Below are 20,882 nucleotides of genomic sequence, written 5' to 3'. Positions count from 1 at the left end.
GTTTTGTGGTTTTAAGGGTTTACCTTTCCAACACCAGCATTTGATACCACTTCTGATTTGACATTGTTCACGTTAAGCAAAGAGTAGTGATAAGGAGGGTTGTACGTACCTGTTGAAGACGTTGGCAGACTGCCTGTGCTGTTAATAAATGAGTTGTTGATGACATGCCATGTACCGACTTGACGGCTGTCCCAGCTGCCGATCGCATTATTTGTATTTTCAAATACGTTGTGCTCAATTCTCATCTTCGCGCCCATACGAGAGTTGATCGCTGTGGTATGAATGCCTTTATAGTAGTTGTTATACACATGACCTTCCCCGTAGCGCATAGACGGTACACGAGAATTCAGGTTTTCAAAACGGTTGTTATGGAACGTAATTTTTCGGTTGTAGTTGTCGTTATCAGAGCTGCCCATGAGCATCGTTTTCCAGCTGTCATGTACATAGTTCCATGAGAAGGTAATATAGTCGGAGTCTTTTTTCACATCAAATAATCCATCATAATCATCTTTCCCAGAGTTTAATGTGTTGTACAGCTCATTATGATCGACCCATACGTTTTTAGAAGCGCCTTCGATTCCGATGGCATCCTTGTCACCGATGTTACTGTGATGAATTTTCAGGTTGCGGATAATGACGTTATTGGAACGCCATACTTTGATACCAATTCCATTAAATTCACCTTTCGTGCCTTTGCCGACGATCGAGACATTGTTTGTATCTTTCACATCGATTTTATTGGCAGATGTATTAGAAGGGTTAATCGTCCCGTCGACAACAATTTTTAATTTTTCGTTTGTTCCTTTACTTTTGAGGGCAGCCAATAGTTCATTTCCAGTTTTGACTGTGACGGTTTTACCGCCTTCACCGCCTGTTGTACCGCCATTTAATGTGGAGAATCCTTGTTGATTAAAATTGGCCATAATAGAAGGGCTTTCTGGATACTTGGCTGCCGCTTTTGCCTCCCCATTAGGTGCAAATAATGAAGTCACGAGACCAACCGCTAACACACCAGCTAACATTGGAACTTTTTTCTTCAAAGTCAACATCTCCATTCTATTTTGTTTTAATGTAAACGTTTCCAAAAATAAGCTGCAATTCAACTGCCCCCCCTTTCTTCGCCAGTATCGCCTTTTTCGGAATGTAGGAAGAGCATAGCACGCAAAAAGGTATCATCGGCTAAGAATTGGCGCTGTGTATTCCATGATTTTCTAGGAAACTAAGGCCATGATTATTTTATTTTCATCTAAATGAGACAAGGATCATTGACGATAGGTATTGGGATGACCTAGTGATTATGAGGGAGAGGCTCTTCGCTTGATAGAAAATCAAGATGATTACGAACGCACCATTTTGTTAGGGACGAAAGAATGTCATAATCATTACATAAGAAAAAATTGGATATAAAATGAATCAAATACTGGATCAACAGGGAGAAAAGGAGACAAGTTAAAAAAATTAAGTCTATTTTGAACGATGTCGTCATCCGTGTCGTCACATGAATAAGAGAAGAAAAGGAAGGAGGGGTGTGTTTGGAGCAGACAGAAGAGACATTATTGATTCAGCGGGCAAAACAGGGAGATGATGCTGCATTTACAGCCCTTTATCGTCATCATTATTCCTTTCTTTACCGTTATATAATGAAGCTCACCCTTCAACAAGAGCTGGCAGAAGAAATCATGCAAGAAACGATGCTGAAAGCGTACATGAAACTTTCTTCATTTAGAGGAGATTCCTTATTTTCAACATGGCTCATTTCCATTGCATCTAGACAATTTTTAGATCACCAGAAGAAAAGAAAACGTGAACAATTAAGAGAAGGGAAGGCGAATCAAGAGACCATACGCCGCTTCAAATGGGACATTCAGCAAAAGGGCCACACATGGCATGAGATGTGGGATGCTCTAAACGAATTGAAGGCACAGGAGAGAGCACCGATTATTTTGCACTATTATTATGGCTTTACTTATCCAGAGATTGCTTCAATGCTCGGTATGAGAGAAGGCACTGTGAAGTCGAGGGTTCATCATGGATTAAAGAAAATTCGAAAGGAGTGGTCTCAATGAAGGAAGATCAGTTCACCGAACGTTTAAAGGTAGAGTTACAGCAGCTAGATGAACAAATTGAAGTGAAAGAGCCAAGTGAGCAGGCTGTCATGATGATGCTGAAGCAGGCAAAGGAACAAGAGAAAAGGCGTTTTAAACAAGAAGTACTGGCGTACGTTCTCATCAGTCTGACCATTCTGGCACTATTTGTCGCTGCCATCACCCATTTGCCTATCATCTTCATTCTTCTTCAAGTAGTGAGTGTGCCGCTCTGCGTCGTTGTCGGCATCAAGGAATATCAACACATTAAAGGAGGGTCTTCCTTATGAGTCAGACGGAGATGATCATCTTATTGTGCGCATTGCCGTTATTGTTTGCGCAGGGGCTTCTTTTATTTATGGATGCAAAGAAAAGAGGGCGCTATAAGTGGTTTTGGGGCATTGTCGGTTTAATTAATTTCCCATCGTCTTCTATTTTATATTGGCTTTGTGTCGTGTACCCTGATCGAAAGAAAGATGAGAAGATCCGAAAAGATTGAGCGGACGGCCTATAAAACTTTAGGCCTTTTTTTCGGGTTGAAGATCAACTAGAAATCATTCATGATTCATCTATTTGTCAAAGAGTGCGGGATATATAACGTCTAAATCATCATTTCTAGCACAATAGTCATTCTGCAAGAGATACTTTCTAAAAACGATTGCTGCGGCTGCTCGATCCATCTCAAATCGGCATCATTTTCATCTGTTATCAGTATTGATCAGATTTTACAAATGGTGTTAAATTAATCTCAATATGCGTTAGAAAATCTAACAGATAAATGTGTGAAGATATCTACAAGGAGGCAGATGAGACATGTTGACCTTAGATCGAGCAGCACAAACAGCACAAAGCTACATCGACCGTGTGTTAGAGGAGGTGGAAAAACGAAATCCTGGTGAGGAGGAATTTCAGCAAGCCGTAAAAGAAATTCTAGAATCACTCGTTCCTGTTTTTGCAAAACACCCAGAGTATGAAAAACAGGGCATTTTAGAACGACTCATTGAGCCTGAGCGGCTTGTGGTATTTCGTGTACCTTGGGTAGATGATGAGGGGAAAGTACAAGTCAATCGGGGTTTCAGGGTTCAATTCAATAGTGCCATCGGTCCTTATAAAGGAGGCATTCGATTCCACCCATCTGTCAATGCAAGCATTATTAAGTTTTTAGGATTTGAACAAATCTTTAAAAACGCACTGACTGGTATGCCGATCGGCGGGGGAAAAGGTGGATCAGATTTTGACCCTAAAGGGAAATCTGATGGAGAAATCATGCGTTTCGTCCAAAGCTTTATGAGTGAACTCAGCCGATATATTGGACCTGATCAAGATGTACCAGCAGGTGATATTGGCGTAGGGGCACGCGAAATTGGCTATATGTTCGGACAGTACAAGAAAATGCGCGGTGCTTATGAGGCGGGTGTGCTCACAGGGAAAAGTCCTGGATTTGGAGGCAGCTTAGCGAGAAAAGAAGCGACAGGCTATGGACTGGTGTACTTTATGGAAGAAATGTTAAAAGCGCATGGACTGCAATTTGAAGGGCATTCAGTTGTTGTGTCTGGATCAGGAAATGTGTCTATTTATGCGATGGAAAAGGTCATGGAGCTAGGCGGTAAGGTCGTTGCTTGCAGTGATTCAAGCGGAGCGATTTATGATCCTCAAGGCATTTCACTTGAGACTGTGAAGCAGCTAAAGGAAGTGAGCAATCAACGGATTGGGGCATACATAGACATTCACCCGCATGCCGAATTGATTGAAGATTGTGAACAAATTTGGTCTGTTCCTTGTGATATTGCGCTTCCATGTGCAACGCAAAATGAAATATCTGAGATGCAAGCGCAGCAGCTCGTGGAAAATGGTGTCATTGCGGTAGGAGAAGGAGCGAATATGCCTTCTACTCTAAAGGCAGTCAAAGTTTTTGAACAGAATGATATTCTATTTGCGCCGGCAAAAGCGGCGAATGCTGGCGGGGTAGGTGTCTCAGCACTGGAAATGGCACAAAATAGTGCAAGAATGTCTTGGACATTTGAAGAAGTAGATGATCAGCTGAAACAAATGATGCAGACGATTTATCGTCAGTGTACAGAGACAGCAGACGAATATGGACACTCTGGAAACTTAATCGTAGGAGCAAATATTGCAGGATTTCGCAAAGTGGCAGATGCGATGATCGCACAAGGCGTGATTTAACTCCTGCTCTCCCGCACCTGTTTATTTCATGACAAGATGGGGAATCGTCCTTGTAAGAATGACAATAAGGAGGCGCGGGAGAAATGAAAAAATGGCTGAAACAAATTGTCAAATGGGCACCAGTGATTTATCCAGTGGTGAGGAAAATATATAAAGAGCGAAAAGCATCTAAACGTCGTAACGTATCAGCCGGATAATCCGGCTTTTTTTATGCAAGCATTACCGATTGAGCCCTGAACGAAAAAATAATAGATTTGAATGATCCATTTCATGCTTCTCTCCGTTAAGTACATAACAAACGGAAAGAGGAGGCAATAACAGATGAACATGAAAAAAGCGATTTTAACTATCCCGCTTAGCGCAGCATTACTATATTTCCGGCAGCTCATATCGCAAGTGCACGCGAAGGACATATGCATGGAGAGGAAAAGAAGACGTCTTCGTCACAAGAAGTGTCAAACAAAGCAACCGATCTTCGAGCAGCACTAGACCAGCTGTTTTCGGAGCATGCTTATTTAGCAGTGATCACGATGCAAAAGGGAATTGACGGCAGTAAAGATTTTGATCAAGCAGCGGCAGCGTTAAATGACAACACGAATGACTTATCAGATGCCATCGCCTCTGTGTACGGAAAAAAAGCAGGGAAACAATTCAAAGACATTTGGTCAAGCCATATCGGCTACTTTGTTGATTATGTACAAGCAACGGCAAAGAAAGATGAAGCAGGTAAAAAGAAAGCAGTCAAGCAGCTTGACCAATATCGTATGAAACAAGCCGATATGCTCGATCAAGCAACAGACGGGAGATTGAAAGCAAGTGAACTTGAAGAAGGCTTGAAGATGCATGTGAATGAACTGCTAAAAGCGTTTGACAGCTACACAGAAAAGGATTTTGATACGACCTATGAAACCGTTAGAAAGTCCATTCATCATATGTTTGAAGTAGGCAAAGGCGTATCGTGGGCGATCACAGATCAATTTCCTGGGAAATTTGATCATAAATCAGTCGATACACCAGCTGCAGATCTTCGTGAAGATTTAAACTACTTGTTCTCAGAGCATTTGGCACTTGCAGTCGTTGCCATGCAAAAAGGAAATGATGGCAGCAAGGACTTTGATCAAGCAGCCGCAGCTTTGAACGAAAACACGAATGATTTATCTGATGCGATTGCCTCTGTTTATGGCAAGGATGCAGGGAAACAATTTAAAGCCATTTGGTCAAGCCATATCGGTTACTTAGTTGATTATGTCAAAGCGGATGCATCAGGAGACAAAGAAGCGAAAGAAAAAGCTGTGAAAAACTTAGATGCGTATCGGATGAAGCAAGCGAAATTTCTAGATCAAGCGACAGATGGACGTTTGAAGGCGGCGGATTTAGAAGCTGGCTTGAAAATGCATATTGATGAGCTGATCAAAACATATACGTCTTACCATAATGGCGAATATGATCAGCTTTATCCAACAGTGAGAGAAGCGTACGGTCATATGTTCATGGTCGGTCAAGATGTCGCAGCAGCGATTGTTGATCAGCATCCTGAACTGTTCAAATCCAACATGCCTAATGAAATGCCGAAAACAGGTATGGGAGGCACAGCCGGTCCTTTAGGTATGTCATATGAAGCATTTGCGGGAATGATCGCAAGTTTGATCCTAGCCGGCGGTGCAGCGGGTGCGTTCTTCCTTACTCGCCGTAAGACATCAAATTAAGCTCGTATAAAAAGGAAAGGGGAACGTGCACAATCGTGCCGTTCCTTTCTTTAAAAGGAGGCAGACTGACTTGAAAAGGTGGTTGTTTGGTCTTCTGATGCTTCTCATCATCACGGGCTGCGCATCACAATCTATGGTTGATTCGTCATCCTCTAAAACAACCTCATCTCCTGAAAAAATGACAACAAACCAAGCCGCAAAACAGTCTCATTCACAAGACATGTTAAAAGACGAACCGTCTGGTATTGTCCCGGCTGAAATTGCGATTCCGGCGATTGATGTCAAAGCAAAAGTGGAGAAAACAACTTTATCAAAGGATGGCAGTATGGGCGTCCCAAAAAATACGGACAACACAGCTTGGTTTAAAGGTGGTCCAAAGCCAGGAGATAAAGGAAATGCCGTCATGAATGGCCATGTTGATAATAAATGGGGACCTTCTGTTTTTTATCGATTAAAGGAGCTAAAAAAGGGAAACAAGGTAATCGTGACGTCCTCGTCAGGAAAAAAGCGAACTTTTGAAGTGATCAAAGTGCAAAGCTATCCGCGTGAAGAAAAGCCGAATGCGTTTTTCGGGTACGCTTTTACACGGAATCTCAATTTCATTACGTGTACAGGGACATTTGATCATGCAGCAGGGACTCATGAAAAGAGACTGGTTGTCTTTACCCAGCTGATCCCTTCATAAAAAAGGCGATTACACGGAGGTGTAGCGCCTTTTTTTATGGTTTCTGCCAGAGTCCTACAAAAAGATTCATAGGTCATTAGATATGGTTTGTTGTATAAATAGGGGCGTTTGTCATATAAATGAGTTGGCAATTTTTATTTCTTTTCAGTAGAATATGAGTAATGAAGAGAACTGCAAGCGTATACACCCTGTCCAGACAAGGCAGATTCTCCACCCTTACATAAGGAGGCCGATCTGATGCTGAGTAAAAGACTGGCGCACATCTTAAGTCAGCTCATGGCAGCGGAGACCCCGCTCACAAGCGCTGCGCTTTCTGTCAGCTTACAAGTGACAAGCCGCACCATTCGTACAGACATCAAGGAACTGAACGACCGTCTCGCTCCTTATCAAGCGGCTGTATCAGCTGTTCGAGGAGCTGGCTATGAGCTGTTGATCAACGATGAGAATGCCTTTCGCCGTTTTATGAAAGAGGAGGTCGAACAGGAAGAGCCACTGGCTGTTCTGCCGGAGGAGCGCGTTCGGTTTATTTTAAAGAAGCTGCTTCTCGCAGAGTCTTATGTGAAACTGGAAGACTTACAGGATCAGCTGTTTATTAGTAAATCGACGATGAGTAACGATATGAAATGGGTCAAACGCAAGCTTGAGCCCTTTGATCTTAAGCTGGAAGCGAAGCCGAATAAAGGCTGCCGGATCAAAGGATCGGAGATGAAAATTCGTTATTGTATGTCAGAATATTTATTCAATGAACGCCGTTCCTGCCAAACGATGCTGAACACAGCAGTCACCATTTTGCCAAAACATGAATTGGAATTGATTCAGAAAACAATGATTGATTATATCAATGAAGAAAGAATGAATCTATCAGACATTTGCATGAATAATTTAATCGTTCATGTTGCGATTGCCTGCAAACGGATTAGACACGGAAACTATGTATCTGTTTTGCCAGAGGAAATCAATGAGATACCACAGGCAAAGGAATATAAGGTCGCTAAAAAAATGGTGGAACGCCTTGAAGGACTGCTGGACGTCTCTTTTCCACAAGAGGAGATCGTCTATATCGCCATTCATTTATTAGGAACAGCCAAAATGGTACAGTCCTTTTCATCGAGTGGTCAAAAACAAATTGTGGATGATGACACGAGCCGTCTTGTTCAGCTTATGCTCCAAGCCATTGATCAAAAACTGCAGCTTGATTTAGCCGGCGATGCGGAATTAATGATTGGACTGAGTCTGCATTTAAAGCCAGCTATGACCCGGTGTAAATATGGAATGAACTTAAGAAATCCGATGCTTGATGAAATAAAGGCGGGGTATCCACTTGCTTTTGAAGCAGGTATTATCGCCAGCAGGGTCCTAGAAGAAGAGGAGGGGCTGAGTATTCATGAGAATGAAATCGGATATATGGCGCTTCATTTTGGTGCGGCTTTAGAGCGGAGAAAAATGGAGATTCCGCCGAAGCGATGTCTCATTGTCTGTGCATCTGGTGCAGGGAGTGCAAGGCTGCTTCAGGATCGTTTGCGGTCACAATTTGGGTCAAAACTGACCATTTTAGGAACAGCAGAGCTTTATTCGCTTCCGCATGTGTCTTTACATGCCCTGGATTTGATTATTACAACGGTCCCGATTCAGATGGATTTACCGATTCCAGTCATACAAGTAAACACCATTTTGGGAGGCGGCGACTTTTTAAAAATTGAAGAAGCCCTGACGAGTGAAACAAGGGTGACATTGGCCTCTCAATATATGAAAAAGGAATTGGTCTTTACAAAATGCGCCTTTCAAACAAAGGAAGAGGTCATCACCTTTCTCACGGAAAAAATCATCGATATGGGGTTAGCACCAGCAGAGCTTACACCTTCTGTGATGGAAAGAGAAGAGGCTGCACCGACATCCTTCGGGCATTATACAGCCATTCCGCACCCTATGACGCCGCTGACAGAAGAGACGTTTTGGGCGATATGTACATTAGAAAAACCGATCATATGGGGAGAGAAAAAAGTTCAATTTGTCTGCTTGCTTTGTGTCGAAAAAGAGAATGCCAAAGATTTAAAAGGGATGTACCGTCTGCTGGGCGAGCTTGTGCATAATGTGAAATTCATTCAGCATCTCATCGCCTGTGATACATTTGAAGACATGCTGGATATCATGTATAAAAAGGTCCCTTCGTACAAGAACTAACAGTGTGATCTTAACTTTTTCCGCTTCCTAAAGGAAAAAGTATAGGTGTTTATGAAAGCGGTTTCATAATATGATGAATGTGTAAAGAAAAGCTTCACACTTTCAAAAGGGGGCGTTTACACATGAACATCTTATTGGTTTGTGCAGCAGGTATGTCAACAAGCTTACTAGTCACAAAAATGGAGAAAAGCGCACAAGAACAAGGAAAAGACTATCGTATTTGGGCAGTATCAGGAGATTCAGCAAAAAGTCATATTGATCAAGCCGATGTGCTTTTATTAGGACCACAGGTTCGATATTTATTACCACAAATGAAAAAGCTCGGAGAAGAAAAAGGAATTCCAGTCGACGTCATTAATACCGTGCATTATGGCGTATGTAATGGGGCTGAGGTTTTAAAATCTGCTGAACAGTTAGTGAACGGATAAAGGGGGCGGAAGGGATGAATGGATTCAACCGATTTCTAGAAGAGAAGGTCATGCCGTTTGCAGGGAAGATTGCCGCTCAAAGACATTTACAAGCATTGCGTGACGGAATTGTTTTAACCATGCCTCTCATTATTGTCGGTTCACTGTTTCTCATTTTAGCCAACCTTCCGATCCCAGGATACAGCGATTTTATGGCAAGTATCTTTGGAGCTGAATGGGCCACGAAACTATCCTATCCTGTTAATGCAACCTTTGACATTATGGCACTTGTTGCCACCTTCGGGATTGCCTACAGGCTTGCTGAAAAGTATGCAGTGGATGCCCTATCATCTGGTGCGATCGCTGTTGCAGCTTTCCTTTTGGCGACACCATATCAAGTTCCTTTCACACCTGAAGGCTCAACAGAAGCCATCCTAGTAGGTGGGGGAATTCCAGTCACATTGATGGGCAGTAAAGGGTTATTCGTTGCCATGATTATTGCCATGCTTTCAACTGAAATTTACCGATTCATTGTCCAGCGGAATATCGTCATTAGGATGCCTGATGGTGTACCGCCAGCAGTGAGTAAATCGTTTATCGCACTTATTCCAGGTTTTGTGGTCATCACGCTGATCTGGGTCGTTAGACTTGTGATTGAGATGACACCATTTGAGAGTATTCATAATATCATCACGGTCTTAATTGGCACACCGCTTTCCATTCTTGGTGGAAGCTTAGGCGGAAGTATTGTCGCCATTGGTGTGCAAATGCTCCTCTGGGCATGTGGTATTCACGGAGCAACCATTGTCGGCGGCGTCATGGGCCCAATTTGGCTCGGTGCGATGGATGAGAACCGTCTCGCATTCCAAGCAGGAGAAGTGCTGCCAAATATCTTCACAGCGCAGTTCTTTGAAATCTTCATCAATGTCGGCGGAAGCGGTGCAACGCTTGCCTTGGTGCTGACGATGATCTTACGTGCCAGAAGTAAACAAATGAAACAGCTTGGCCGACTTGCCATTGGGCCAGCCATCTTTAACATCAACGAACCGATCATTTTTGGAATGCCGATTGTCATGAACCCAATGCTTCTCATTCCGTTTATCCTTACGCCAATCATGATGATCATCACCACATATATCGGAATGAGCACAGGACTTGTAGCAAAACCGGCGGGGATTGCTGTCCCATGGACTATGCCGCCCATCATTTCAGGCTATCTCGCCACAGGAGGCAAAATCTCTGGTGCTGTCATGCAGCTGATTAACCTGGCGTTGTCATTCGCTTTATACTACCCATTCTTTAGAATGTGGGATAAGCAGAAATTAAAAGAAGAAAGTGAGCTAGAAACAAAAGCATCAACTGATGAAAATGTTGTCAGCATGTAATAGAGGAAACAAGGGGGATGCGGCCGATGGAAATGGAACAAATTGTGTTTCAACTCATCTTACACGGCGGGAATGGCAGAAGCTCCGCGATGGAGGCCATTACATGTGCAAAGCAAGGAAATTTTGATGAGGCGAAGCAAAAATTGCAGGAAGCACAAGACGCGTTAAATGAGGCGCATCACGCACAGACAGAGCTGATCCAAGGAGAAATTAGAGGAGAAAAGACCGACATCAGTCTCTTAATGATCCATGCGCAGGATCATCTCATGAACGCAATGACCGTCAAGGAGCTCGCGGCGGAAATCATCGAGCTCCATGAAAAAATGAAGCAACTCGGAGGTGTCAATTCATGAAAGATGGAATCAAAATTGTCACAATAGGCGGGGGATCGAGCTATACGCCTGAGCTTGTCGAAGGGTTTATCAAACGATATCATGAATTGCCTGTAAAGGAATTATGGCTAGTGGATATTGAAGCGGGTCAGGAAAAGTTAAACATCGTGGGCGCTCTCGCGAAACGCATGGTTGAAAAAGCGGGTCTGCCGATTGAGGTACACCTGACGCTTGACCGCCGGGAAGCCCTGAAGGACGCAGATTTCGTGACGACACAATTTCGTGTAGGACTGCTGGAAGCACGGGCAAAAGATGAGAGAATCCCGCTCAAATACGGCGTCATCGGTCAGGAAACGAACGGACCAGGCGGTTTATTTAAAGGACTTCGAACCATCCCAGTCATTCTAGATATCGTGAAGGATATGGAAGAACTTTGTCCAGATGCATGGCTTGTGAACTTTACAAATCCGGCGGGCATGGTCACAGAAGCTGTGCTGCGCTACACGAATCTAAAAAAAGTAGTCGGTCTATGCAATGTACCCATTGGGATGAAAATGGGGATTGCCAAGGCGCTTGATGTAGATGTTGAGCGGATCGAGGTACAGTTTGCGGGCCTCAATCACATGGTCTATGGGTTAGACGTGTATTTAGACGGGGTCAGCATCAAGGATCAAGTGCTCGATGAATTGGGAAATCCGAATAGTCAGTGGTCTATGAAGAACATTGAAGCGAAAAACTGGGAACCTTCTTTTGTAAAAGGCTTAGGGGTGATCCCATGTCCGTATCATCGCTATTACTATAAAACAAAAGATATGCTGGAAGAAGAGCAAAAAGCAGCCCAAGAAAAAGGAACAAGAGCAGAGGTTGTACAGCAGGTTGAGCAAGAATTATTTGAGCTCTATAAAAATCCTGATTTATCGATTAAACCACCGCAGCTCGAAAAAAGAGGCGGGGCGTATTACAGTGATGCGGCATGTAACTTAATCAGCTCCATCTATAATGATAAGCATGACATCCAACCTGTCAATACAGTGAACAGAGGGGCGATTGCCAGCATTCCGGCTGAATCAGCGGTTGAAGTGAACTGTATCATTACGAAGGACGGACCAAAACCAATTGCGACGGGCGATCTGCCTGTAGCTGTGAGAGGGCTCGTTCAACAAATCAAATCATTCGAGCGTGTGGCAGCAGAAGCGGCTGTAACAGGAGATTACGAGACGGCTCTTGTGGCGATGACGATTAATCCGCTTGTCCCATCTGATGAAATTGCAAAGCAAATTTTAGATGAAATGCTCGAAGCGCATCGTGAATATTTACCGCAATTCTTCAAATCAGTCAAAGCGTAAAACAAAATGGCCCCTTTATGGGGTCGTTTTTTATCATTGCCCCATATGGGAATTCAAGAAAGAAGTGTATGATAGAAAAAACAGCATGTATGGCTTCAAAGAAAGGACGGTTTGAATATGGTTGCAATTGGTTTAATGCTTTACGGCTTTATCGTTCAACCACTGATGAGTTACGGCACAGTGGTCTTGTTTTTGTATGGCATCATTGCTTCATTTATTGGTCTTATTCGTCATAGACAGTATGTGTGGATTTATGTTCTCCGCCTGCTCGTTTGTTTTACCATTCCAGTGACCAACCTGTTGATGTATTTCGCAACGATTGGTGGAGATGAAAGAGACTTTGATTTCCAGCCCATGCCGCTTGTTTATTATCTTGTCTTTATCCTAGAAATCATCATCGTCTTTTTACCAGAGATCTTTTTACTGATCGAAAGAAAGCGGAGCATAAAAAGGAAACAGTGGATATATGCAGGGGCGATTGTGGGGGTATCGGTCTTGTTTTGGTGCACGATTTGATGGGCGGCTGACTGGACATCTGAGTCTATTTCGCCTTTTTGTTGCGTAACCTCCTTCGTCTAACCTTCACAAAAGTAATAGAAAGAACAAAGATAGAAATTCCGAGAAACTTAAATAGAAACCGGGTGAGGAACGGTGAATCGTCGAAACCTGTAGCTATGATCATCGATCCGATGCAAATACCTAAGAACGCTAGTAGATAAGTAAAAAACATACCATCACTCCTTATACGTATGATTACCATTATAAGGTATATTGGAGGGGTAAATAAACAAAAAAAGAACCCTTCATGACTGAAAGGTTCTTTTACATGCTTAAGTCTGTTTGACGACCGAGTCGACTTCTACTGTCCAGCCGAAGATATCTGGCTGTGTTCCTTTTTGAATACCAGTAATGGCTTCGTACAATTTCTTCGATACTTCACCTGTTTGACCATCTTGAATTACATATGGCTGATCGTGATAAATTAATTCCCCGACAGGAGAGATGACGGCCGCCGTTCCAGTTCCAAAGATTTCTTCAAGCTCACCTGATTGATGTGCTTCAATTAACTCATCAATCGAAATTTTACGCTCTGTCACTGGAATACCCCAATGTTTTAACAGCTCAAGTACAGAGTTACGGGTGATGCCTTCTAAAATGCTGCCGTTCAATTCAGGCGTCACGATTTCTCCTTTGATTTTAAAGAAGATATTCATACTCCCGACTTCTTCAATGTACTTTTTCTCGACTCCATCAAGCCAAAGAACCTGTGAAAAGCCTTTGGTTTCAGCGACTTGCTGTGCCTTGAGGCTTGAGGCGTAGTTTCCAGCTGTTTTGGCATTTCCTGTCCCGCCCTTAACGGCACGGACAAATTCGTTTTCAACTGCAATTTTGACCGGGTGGATGCCTTCTTTATAGTAAGATCCCACTGGAGATAAGATAATCAGCAGCTTATACGTGCTTGACGGCGCAACGCCTAAATACGGCTCAGTGGAAATAATGAATGGACGGATATACAAGGAAGTGCCCTCTGCATCAGGTACCCAATCCTTATCAATGCGAATGAGTTCATTTAAGCCCTCTAAAACCGTTTCTGTATCAATTTGCGGGATACACAGGCGGTCATTGGATCTGTTTAAGCGTTCCATGTTCTTTTCCGGACGGAATAAGAGAATTTTCTGATCCTCAGAAACATAAGCTTTTAAGCCTTCAAAAACAGATTGCCCATAATGGTAGACCATCGAAGCTGGGTCCATTGGAATGGCCTGATAAGGTATAATTCTGGGATCGTACCAGCCTTGATCAATGGAATAATCCATCACAAACATGTGATCTGTGAAGATTTTTCCGAATTCAAGTTGATCAGATTGAGGTTTTGGTTTTTTTGTTGAACTAAGTTCAACGCGGATGGGTTGTTTTGGCATCGTAAATCTCCTTGCTGTTTGATTATTTGAAAATTCTAATAATATGAAATAATTATGATTCTATTCTATACCTTCACAAAATATTAGCAATAGGTTTTCTGGAATTCAGATAAGAAAAATCTGTTAAAGCGCTTTCCTTTTCTCTGCCGTCAGTCTGCCTCAAGTCACCCCTTTTTAATAAAGAAATAAAATCCAAATGCATTATTAACTGATTAATCTGACAATTTAAAAACGGATGATTTTCCTGTAAGATATTCTTTCAACCATACACCTTTTGACTAGTACATTGCAAGGGGCATTCTCATATTTTAATCCTCTTTTTTTTAACCGATAAAGGAAGAAGAGAAGTGAAAGGAGCAAACAACAAGATGAAACGAGCGATACTAGGCATTTTACTTATTTTATTCATGACCGTGATCAGCTTCGGCTGTCAAGCGATGACAGAGGAGGCTGGCGCCAAGCAGGGAACTACCTATTACGTGGCGCCAAACGGAAACGACAAAAACCCGGGAACGAAGCAAAAACCTTTTCGCACGCTGAAAAAAGCGGCAAGTATGGCGAAAGCCGGGGCAGCCGTTTACATGAGAGGCGGCACATACAAAGAGAAATTGATTGTCCGCCATTCAGGTACAAAGAAAGCACCCGTTATCTTTCAAGCTTACGGAAAAGAAAAACCTGTCATTAGCGGGGCTTCTCTTAAGGGAAATCAAGCAGATGGCGGTCTTGTCACGATCGATCAAAAAAGCTACATCACCCTCAAAGGTCTGACGGTGGGACATCTCAAGACGAATAAGGAAGATGTGACACCAGTCGGTATTTTCATCAAAGGAAGCGGCAAAGGCGTCAAACTGCTCAACAACCGAGTGTATGACATTCAGACGACACACAAAAATGGGAATGCGCACGGTATTGCGGTCTATGGAACAAAAGCTCCTGCGGCCATTGAAGACATTGAAATCAAAGGAAACACTGTTGAAAAATTAAAGCTTGGCTTCAGTGAAGCGCTTGTGCTAAATGGGAACGTCAAAAAATTCCGTGTGACACATAACACGGTTCGCCACACAGATAATATAGGCATTGATTTAATTGGTTTTGAGAACGTAGCACCTTCTAAAAAGTACGATCAAGTCAGAAATGGTGTCGTATCTAAAAACAAAGTATATGAGATTACGAGTGCAGGGAATCCAGCCTATGGCAAAGACATCTCCGCTGGCGGAATTTATGTTGATGGCGGAAAGGACATTGTGATTGATCATAACATCACACATCACAATGACCTGGGGATTGAAGTCACAAGTGAACATAAAGGAAAAATGGCAGATCGCATTCGCATCGAACACAATCAAGTGTATTTGAACCGTTATACAGGTATTTCAATTGGCGGCTATGATAAAAAGCGAGGCGGAACAACAAATACGACGATCTCACATAATATTTTGTACAAAAATGACACAGCCGGCTTAGAAGGCGGTCAATTGTTGATGCAATATCAAGCGGTGAACAATCGAATCACGAATAATATTATGACAGCGAGTGCGTCGCATTACTTAGTCGTGAATCTTTATGGAGTGAATCAAAAGAATACCTTCCAGAAGAACGTGTATGACGACCGAAAAGGTGCGAAGGCATCACAGTGGGTATGGCGCGGGAAATGGATGGAAGGCTACAAAACGTATCTCTTGAAAAGCGGCCAAGATAAAGGATCAGCACACCTCAATCCACAATTTGTGAATGAGAAAAAATATGACTTTCGCCTGAAGAAATCATCACCTGCTAAGAAAATCATCGGAAGTTAAGCATGTATGAACCACAAATGTATTGTTTTAAATTTTCAAAAAAATCATTGACATTGTTGTCACATCACATTAAAGTAAAGAAGACATTTTAACTAAAACAAAATTTCATAACGGATCTCTTATCAAGAGAGGCAGAGGGACTGGCCCTATGACGCCCGGCAACCGTTTCTACTATAGAAATTGGTGCTAATTCCTGCAAAGCTGTTACAGCTTTGACAGATAAGAGAGGAAGACTTCCCGATACATGTTTCATGCAACGGTGATCAAGCCTCTCTTTCCAGGAGAGGCTTTTTTTCGTCTCTTTTTCAAATGAAAGAAAAGTTTACTGGCGTTTTCCCACTGTTTTACCTAGTTTTCCGATGAGAAAAATAAAAACAACTTGAGGAGGAACAGCAATGAAGCGTAAGCATTTTACATCATGTCTTATATTATTAATGGTATTGACGATCCTATTAACGGGCTGCGGCACTGGATCAAGTGCAGGCTCAAAGGCAAATGCGAACGAAAAGGTCTCCTTTGACAATGTACCGAAGCGATTTGCAAAGGGACAGGGAGCAAAAATTAAAGTCATCCGTAAAATCGGAGGAGATGATCATACAGCGCAGTTTTTAGCTGGGACGAAGGCAGAAGGTGAAGCGCTTGGCTTTACGGTAGATGTCTACACCGCAAATGGAGATACAGCGAAATTCCATGATGCGATCTCTCAGGCGCTGGAAGAAAATTATGATGGCTTTATCATCTCTCATGGGGACGACGAGGCGACCGTCGCTGACGTGAAAAAGATTACAGCGAAGGGCATTCCAGTCGTAGCGTTTGATTCGAATCCTAAGCTGAAGGACATCAAAGGGGTCACAGTGACGTCTCAAGATGACGAACAATTAGCGAAAAAATCATTAGACGCACTCGTATCTGATTTTAAAGGAAAAGCAAATATTGCATACCTCTGGGTAGATGGGTTCCCGCCAATGGTGAGACGAAACAAGGTCTATCAAGAAACGCTCAACCAACACAAAGGGATCAAGGAACTTGACCGCTTTGGCATTGCTTCCTCTGATACGTCTGTTCAAACGCAAAATGCAGTAGCAGCCATGCTGAATAAATATCCAAAGGGTAAACTTGACGCTATTTTTGCCACGTGGGATGCCTTTGCCATTGGCGCAGCAAGAGCGCTAAAGGAAGCAGGAAGAACAGAAGTGAAGATTTACGGGATTGATGTGTCAAATGCTGATCTTCAAGAAATGACAGCGAAAGAAAGTCCATGGAAGTACACAGCAGCGGTTGATCCGAAGCTCATCGGCGCTGTTGACGTGAGAATTCTTGCGAAGAAAATAGCGGGCGAGAAAACGCCATCTTCCTATGACCTTGAGGCCTCTCTCATCTCGCAAAATCAGCTTCAACAAGCAGGAAAAGCCATCAATATGGTCAATCTTGCAGACGAAGTGAAGGGGTTCGGCTCATCGACTGCTTTTGAAGAAGATTGGATGAAGACCTTGAAGAAGCATTATACAAAATAAACGACGTGCACTCTCTTCCATAGAGAGTGTTTCGTTTTTCAGATGATGATCATGAGAAGGAGGACACCTATGACTTCGCCGCTTGTTTGTATGAAACATATTTCGATTGAATTCCCAGGAGTAAAAGCGTTAGATCAAGTGAATTTTACATTAAAAAAAGGGACGGTTCATGCGCTGATTGGAGCGAATGGTGCTGGGAAGTCCACGTTAATGAAAGTTCTTTCTGGCGCTCATTCGCACTATGAAGGAAGCATCCATATCAATGGTCAGGCGGCATCCATTCAAACCCCAAAGAATGCGGCCTCATATGGTGTGCAGACGGTCCATCAAGAAGTGGATACGGCGCTAGTTCCCTACTTAAGTGTTGGTGAGAATATGATGATGCATCAGATTGAGAAAAAAACATTTGTCGGCTGGAAAGAGCTGCACCGTAAGGCAGCTCAACTATTAAAAGAAATGGACATCGACATCTCCACAAAACGCCTTGTGAGTGATCTGACCCTTGCAGAAAAACAGATGGTGCTCATTGCCAAGGCCGTTTCGATTAAATGCAGCATTTTAATCTTAGATGAACCAACGGCCCCTCTTAGTCATACAGAAACAAGCAAGTTATTCTCAATGATTGATCGGCTGAAACAGAATGGAACGGGCATTGTGTTTATCTCCCATCGCATGCCTGAAATTTTCACCATCTGTGATGAACTGACAGTGATGCGAAATGGAACCGATGTCGCAAAACACCTCGTTCAAGATACAAATCCGCAGCAGATTATTGAAGAAATGCTAGGTGCGCCATTAGAGGAGCAATTCCCGCTCCGTACACCTTTGAAGGATGCACCTATTGTGCTTGAAGTGAAGCAGCTAAACGACCAGCATAAATTACGCAACATTCATCTTCACGTGAAAAAGGGAGAAATTCTCGGAATTGCAGGCCTTGTCGGTGCTGGAAAAACGGAATTGTGTAAAGCCCTTTTCGGCGCCTCAGAAAAAAAGACGGGAACTGTGCAGCTTCATGGTCAAACCGTTCGCATCACATCGCCTCATCAAGCCGTGAGAGCTGGAATGGCCCTTGTGCCGGAAGAACGTAGAAAGGAAGGGGTTCTGACAGAAGAGAGCGTGGGATGGAACTTAACGGCTGCAAGTCTTCGTTCATTCTCAAGAGTGTTCAGCTTCTTACATCGTTCGAAGGAAAAGCGGGAAGCAGACGTAATCGTCAAACGGCTTGGTGTCAAAACCCCATCTTTTGAAGCAAAGGTGAAGCATCTATCCGGTGGAAATCAACAGAAGATTTCCATAGGAAAATGGCTGCTGGCTGAAGCGGATATCTATCTCTTTGATGAACCAACAAAAGGCGTTGACGTTGGAGCGAAAAAAGATATTTTCACCCTGATTGCAGAGCTTGCCGCCCGCGGGAAATCTGTGATTTATGCGTCAAGTGAGCTGTCGGAGATTGCAGGTATCGCAGACCGAGTCTACGTGCTGTATGATGGCAGCATTGCCCGGGAAATGACTGCGCCAACGACTGAGGAAGAGCTTTTATATCATTCAACAGGAGGACAATTATGAGTGAACGACAAATTCCAGCCCCTGTGCAGCAAATGAAAAAACAGCGGCCATCCTTTCATCTATTTGATTTCTTTTATCGATATGGCACGATCTTAACCATTGTCGTATTGATTGTGGTATTTGCGGCAGCGAATCCAGCGTTTTTGCAATCAGGGAATATCATCAATATATTACGGTCTATCTCCATTGTGACCATTATTGCGGTGGGCCTTACCATCTCATTGGCAGTAAACGGCTTTGATTTATCAGTCGGATCAGTCGCAACGTTATCGAATGCAATTGTGATTTCTATGTTCGTGTGGTTTTCGCAAAACCCGCTGATTGCGATCCTCTCTGCGCTAGCGGCTGCCCTTATTGTTGGTTTACTCAATGCCTTGATGATTGTCAAAATGAAAATTCCAGATATGCTCATGACATTAGCTATGATGTTTATCATTCAAGGACTGGCTCAAACGTATACGAAAGGGGCGACCATTTCTGAAAACATGGTGCTGTCTGACGGTACATTCTCAACGGGCACAATCCCCGCCTTTTTCAGCAAAATCGGCCAGGTGCCATATATCATTCTCTTAATGGTAGCCATTGTGCTATTTGCACATGTTTTCATGACCTACACAAAGCACGGCCGATTTATGTACATTATTGGAGGGAATAAGGAAGCGGCTCGATTGTCCGGTATTCATGTAAACAAATATAAAATCGCAGCATATCTGCTCTCGGCTTTATTTGCAGCAATCGGTGGTATTGTGCTGGCATCAAGGGTGATGACAGCGGAAATAAATGCTGGCACACCTTATTTAATGGATGGCGTAGCGGCAGCTTTTATCGGTTTTTCCGTCATGGGAGCAGGAAAGCCAAATGCATTTGGTACGTTTATTGGGGCTGTGCTCATCGGTATTTTGCAAAATGGACTTGTGATGATGTCTGTCCCTTATTACGCGATGGATATTGTGAAAGGCTCTGTACTCGCGCTTGCGCTGGCGTTAACGTATTACAAACAGCGAGGCTGACGACGTATTTTTTAAAACCTTTTGAGTCCTTTCTCCGTCTAGTAAACGGAAAGCGGTGCAGCCGCCGTTTCCCAAAAGGAGATGACAAAAAGAAATGAATATGTCAGCAACTCATGTAGAAGATTTGAAAAACGTCATGGAAGACTGGAAAAATGAATTATTAGTATATAAATTTGCATTAGATGAAATGGATACAAAGTTTTCAATTATCAGCCAGGAATATAATTTAATCCATGGACACAATCCAATAGAGCATACAAAATCACGAATCAAATCCTTTGAAAGCATTGTAAATAAATTAGCAAGAAAAGGATGTGACATCACAACACAATGTGCCAAGGAGTATATCCATGATATCGCTGGTGTCCGTATCATCTGCTCTTTTATTCAAGATATCTATAATATTATGGATGTATTGAGGCAAAGAGAGGATCTAAAAATCCTTGAAGTGAAGGATTACATTCAACATCCAAAACCAAATGGCTACAGAAGTCTTCATTTAATTGTGGAAATCCCTGTGTACTTAACGAATCGTGTGGAGCATGTGAAGGTTGAGATTCAGGTGCGGACCATAGCGATGGATTTTTGGGCGAGCCTTGAACATAAAATCTATTATAAACTGCAAAACGATGTCCCTCATCAGCTGACCGATGAATTGAAGGAAGCGGCAGATATCGCCCATTACTTAGATGAAAAAATGCAAAATATTAAACGAGAAATTGATTAGCGCATAGAAAAGAGCAGCTGTTATATTCACAGCTGCT

The 20,882-nt window shown here is 42.9% G+C and carries 19 protein-coding genes, 1 pseudogene and 1 riboswitch; of the genes and pseudogenes, 18 read left to right on the top strand and 2 right to left on the bottom strand.

Annotated features, from left to right (window positions below; translation table 11 throughout):
• Positions 1-11: 11 nt before the first annotated feature.
• Positions 12-1,049, bottom strand: a complete 1,038-nt coding sequence (locus tag ACP7A0_RS13840) for a pectate lyase family protein (protein WP_060597744.1) — start codon at positions 1,047-1,049, stop codon at positions 12-14.
• 483 nt (positions 1,050-1,532) lie between these two features.
• Here ACP7A0_RS13840 and sigY point away from each other — a divergent pair, with 483 nt between their 5' ends.
• The 13 genes and pseudogenes from sigY to ACP7A0_RS13775 all read left to right on the top strand — a co-directional run bounded on the left by sigY (position 1,533) and on the right by ACP7A0_RS13775 (position 12,826).
• Entirely contained in the window at positions 1,533-2,066 is a 534-nt protein-coding gene (gene sigY / locus ACP7A0_RS13835) for an RNA polymerase sigma factor SigY (RefSeq protein ID WP_106036395.1), read from the top strand.
• Positions 2,063-2,374 (top strand): YxlC family protein, encoded by a 312-nt coding sequence (locus ACP7A0_RS13830; RefSeq protein ID WP_375566577.1) that lies wholly within the window; start codon positions 2,063-2,065, stop codon positions 2,372-2,374. Before sigY ends, ACP7A0_RS13830 begins: the two co-directional genes overlap by 4 nt.
• Positions 2,371-2,583 carry a hypothetical protein gene (locus tag ACP7A0_RS13825; RefSeq protein ID WP_060597571.1) on the top strand — a complete coding sequence of 71 codons (213 nt, stop codon included), beginning with the start codon at positions 2,371-2,373 and terminating at the stop codon, positions 2,581-2,583. The genes ACP7A0_RS13830 and ACP7A0_RS13825 overlap by 4 nt, the downstream gene beginning before the upstream one ends.
• 314 nt (positions 2,584-2,897) lie before the next feature.
• Positions 2,898-4,268, top strand: coding sequence for an NADP-specific glutamate dehydrogenase (gene gdhA, locus ACP7A0_RS13820; RefSeq protein ID WP_106071308.1), 1,371 nt, complete (start codon positions 2,898-2,900; stop codon positions 4,266-4,268).
• 83 nt (positions 4,269-4,351) lie between these two features.
• Entirely contained in the window at positions 4,352-4,465 is a 114-nt protein-coding gene (locus tag ACP7A0_RS13815) for a hypothetical protein (RefSeq protein ID WP_223250414.1), read from the top strand.
• A 124-nt stretch (positions 4,466-4,589) separates the two neighbouring features.
• Positions 4,590-5,974: pseudogene (locus ACP7A0_RS13810) on the top strand (copper amine oxidase).
• A 70-nt stretch (positions 5,975-6,044) separates the two neighbouring features.
• Entirely contained in the window at positions 6,045-6,659 is a 615-nt protein-coding gene (locus ACP7A0_RS13805) for a class F sortase (protein ID WP_066031551.1), read from the top strand.
• 237 nt (positions 6,660-6,896) lie between these two features.
• Positions 6,897-8,840: a BglG family transcription antiterminator gene (locus ACP7A0_RS13800; protein ID WP_060597568.1), complete on the top strand. Its 1,944-nt coding sequence runs from the start codon at positions 6,897-6,899 to the stop codon at positions 8,838-8,840.
• Positions 8,841-8,962: 122 nt separating this feature from the next.
• Entirely contained in the window at positions 8,963-9,268 is a 306-nt protein-coding gene (locus ACP7A0_RS13795; protein ID WP_034660433.1) for a PTS sugar transporter subunit IIB, read from the top strand.
• A 14-nt stretch (positions 9,269-9,282) separates the two neighbouring features.
• The gene (celB, locus tag ACP7A0_RS13790) at positions 9,283-10,632 is read left to right on the top strand and encodes a PTS cellobiose transporter subunit IIC (protein WP_060597567.1); all 1,350 of its coding nucleotides are present in this window, start codon (positions 9,283-9,285) and stop codon (positions 10,630-10,632) included.
• 26 nt (positions 10,633-10,658) lie between these two features.
• Positions 10,659-10,985, top strand: a complete 327-nt coding sequence (locus ACP7A0_RS13785) for a PTS lactose/cellobiose transporter subunit IIA (protein ID WP_003215078.1) — start codon at positions 10,659-10,661, stop codon at positions 10,983-10,985.
• Positions 10,982-12,310, top strand: coding sequence for a 6-phospho-beta-glucosidase (locus ACP7A0_RS13780; RefSeq protein ID WP_060597566.1), 1,329 nt, complete (start codon positions 10,982-10,984; stop codon positions 12,308-12,310). Before ACP7A0_RS13785 ends, ACP7A0_RS13780 begins: the two co-directional genes overlap by 4 nt.
• A gap of 117 nt (positions 12,311-12,427) precedes the next feature.
• Positions 12,428-12,826: a hypothetical protein gene (locus ACP7A0_RS13775; RefSeq protein ID WP_034660737.1), complete on the top strand. Its 399-nt coding sequence runs from the start codon at positions 12,428-12,430 to the stop codon at positions 12,824-12,826.
• Positions 12,827-13,140: 314 nt separating this feature from the next.
• Here ACP7A0_RS13775 and ACP7A0_RS13770 read toward each other — a convergent pair whose 3' ends face one another.
• Positions 13,141-14,232, bottom strand: a complete 1,092-nt coding sequence (locus tag ACP7A0_RS13770; protein ID WP_060597564.1) for a branched-chain amino acid aminotransferase — start codon at positions 14,230-14,232, stop codon at positions 13,141-13,143.
• A gap of 368 nt (positions 14,233-14,600) precedes the next feature.
• On the opposite strand from ACP7A0_RS13770, the gene ACP7A0_RS13765 reads away from it, so the two are divergent.
• From ACP7A0_RS13765 to ACP7A0_RS13745, 5 genes are all read left to right on the top strand, one after another.
• Entirely contained in the window at positions 14,601-16,028 is a 1,428-nt protein-coding gene (locus tag ACP7A0_RS13765) for a right-handed parallel beta-helix repeat-containing protein (RefSeq protein WP_375566573.1), read from the top strand.
• Positions 16,029-16,144: 116 nt separating this feature from the next.
• Positions 16,145-16,254: riboswitch (SAM riboswitch) on the top strand.
• A 169-nt stretch (positions 16,255-16,423) separates the two neighbouring features.
• On the top strand, positions 16,424-17,542 hold the full coding sequence (locus ACP7A0_RS13760) for a sugar ABC transporter substrate-binding protein (protein WP_106030659.1): 1,119 nt from the start codon (positions 16,424-16,426) through the stop codon (positions 17,540-17,542).
• 69 nt (positions 17,543-17,611) lie between these two features.
• Positions 17,612-19,108 carry a sugar ABC transporter ATP-binding protein gene (locus ACP7A0_RS13755; protein ID WP_106061395.1) on the top strand — a complete coding sequence of 499 codons (1,497 nt, stop codon included), beginning with the start codon at positions 17,612-17,614 and terminating at the stop codon, positions 19,106-19,108.
• A complete protein-coding gene (locus tag ACP7A0_RS13750) occupies positions 19,105-20,118 on the top strand; it encodes an ABC transporter permease (RefSeq protein WP_106061397.1) in 1,014 nt (337 codons plus the stop codon). The genes ACP7A0_RS13755 and ACP7A0_RS13750 overlap by 4 nt, the downstream gene beginning before the upstream one ends.
• A gap of 94 nt (positions 20,119-20,212) precedes the next feature.
• Positions 20,213-20,845: a GTP pyrophosphokinase gene (locus ACP7A0_RS13745; RefSeq protein ID WP_003215004.1), complete on the top strand. Its 633-nt coding sequence runs from the start codon at positions 20,213-20,215 to the stop codon at positions 20,843-20,845.
• The last annotated feature ends 37 nt before the right edge of the window (positions 20,846-20,882 follow it).

The organism is Bacillus sp. DWP3-1, from assembly GCF_049896565.1.
In the GTDB taxonomy this organism is placed as follows: Bacteria; Bacillota; Bacilli; order Bacillales; family Bacillaceae; genus Bacillus.
This window is presented reverse-complemented; position numbering and strand designations above follow the sequence as displayed.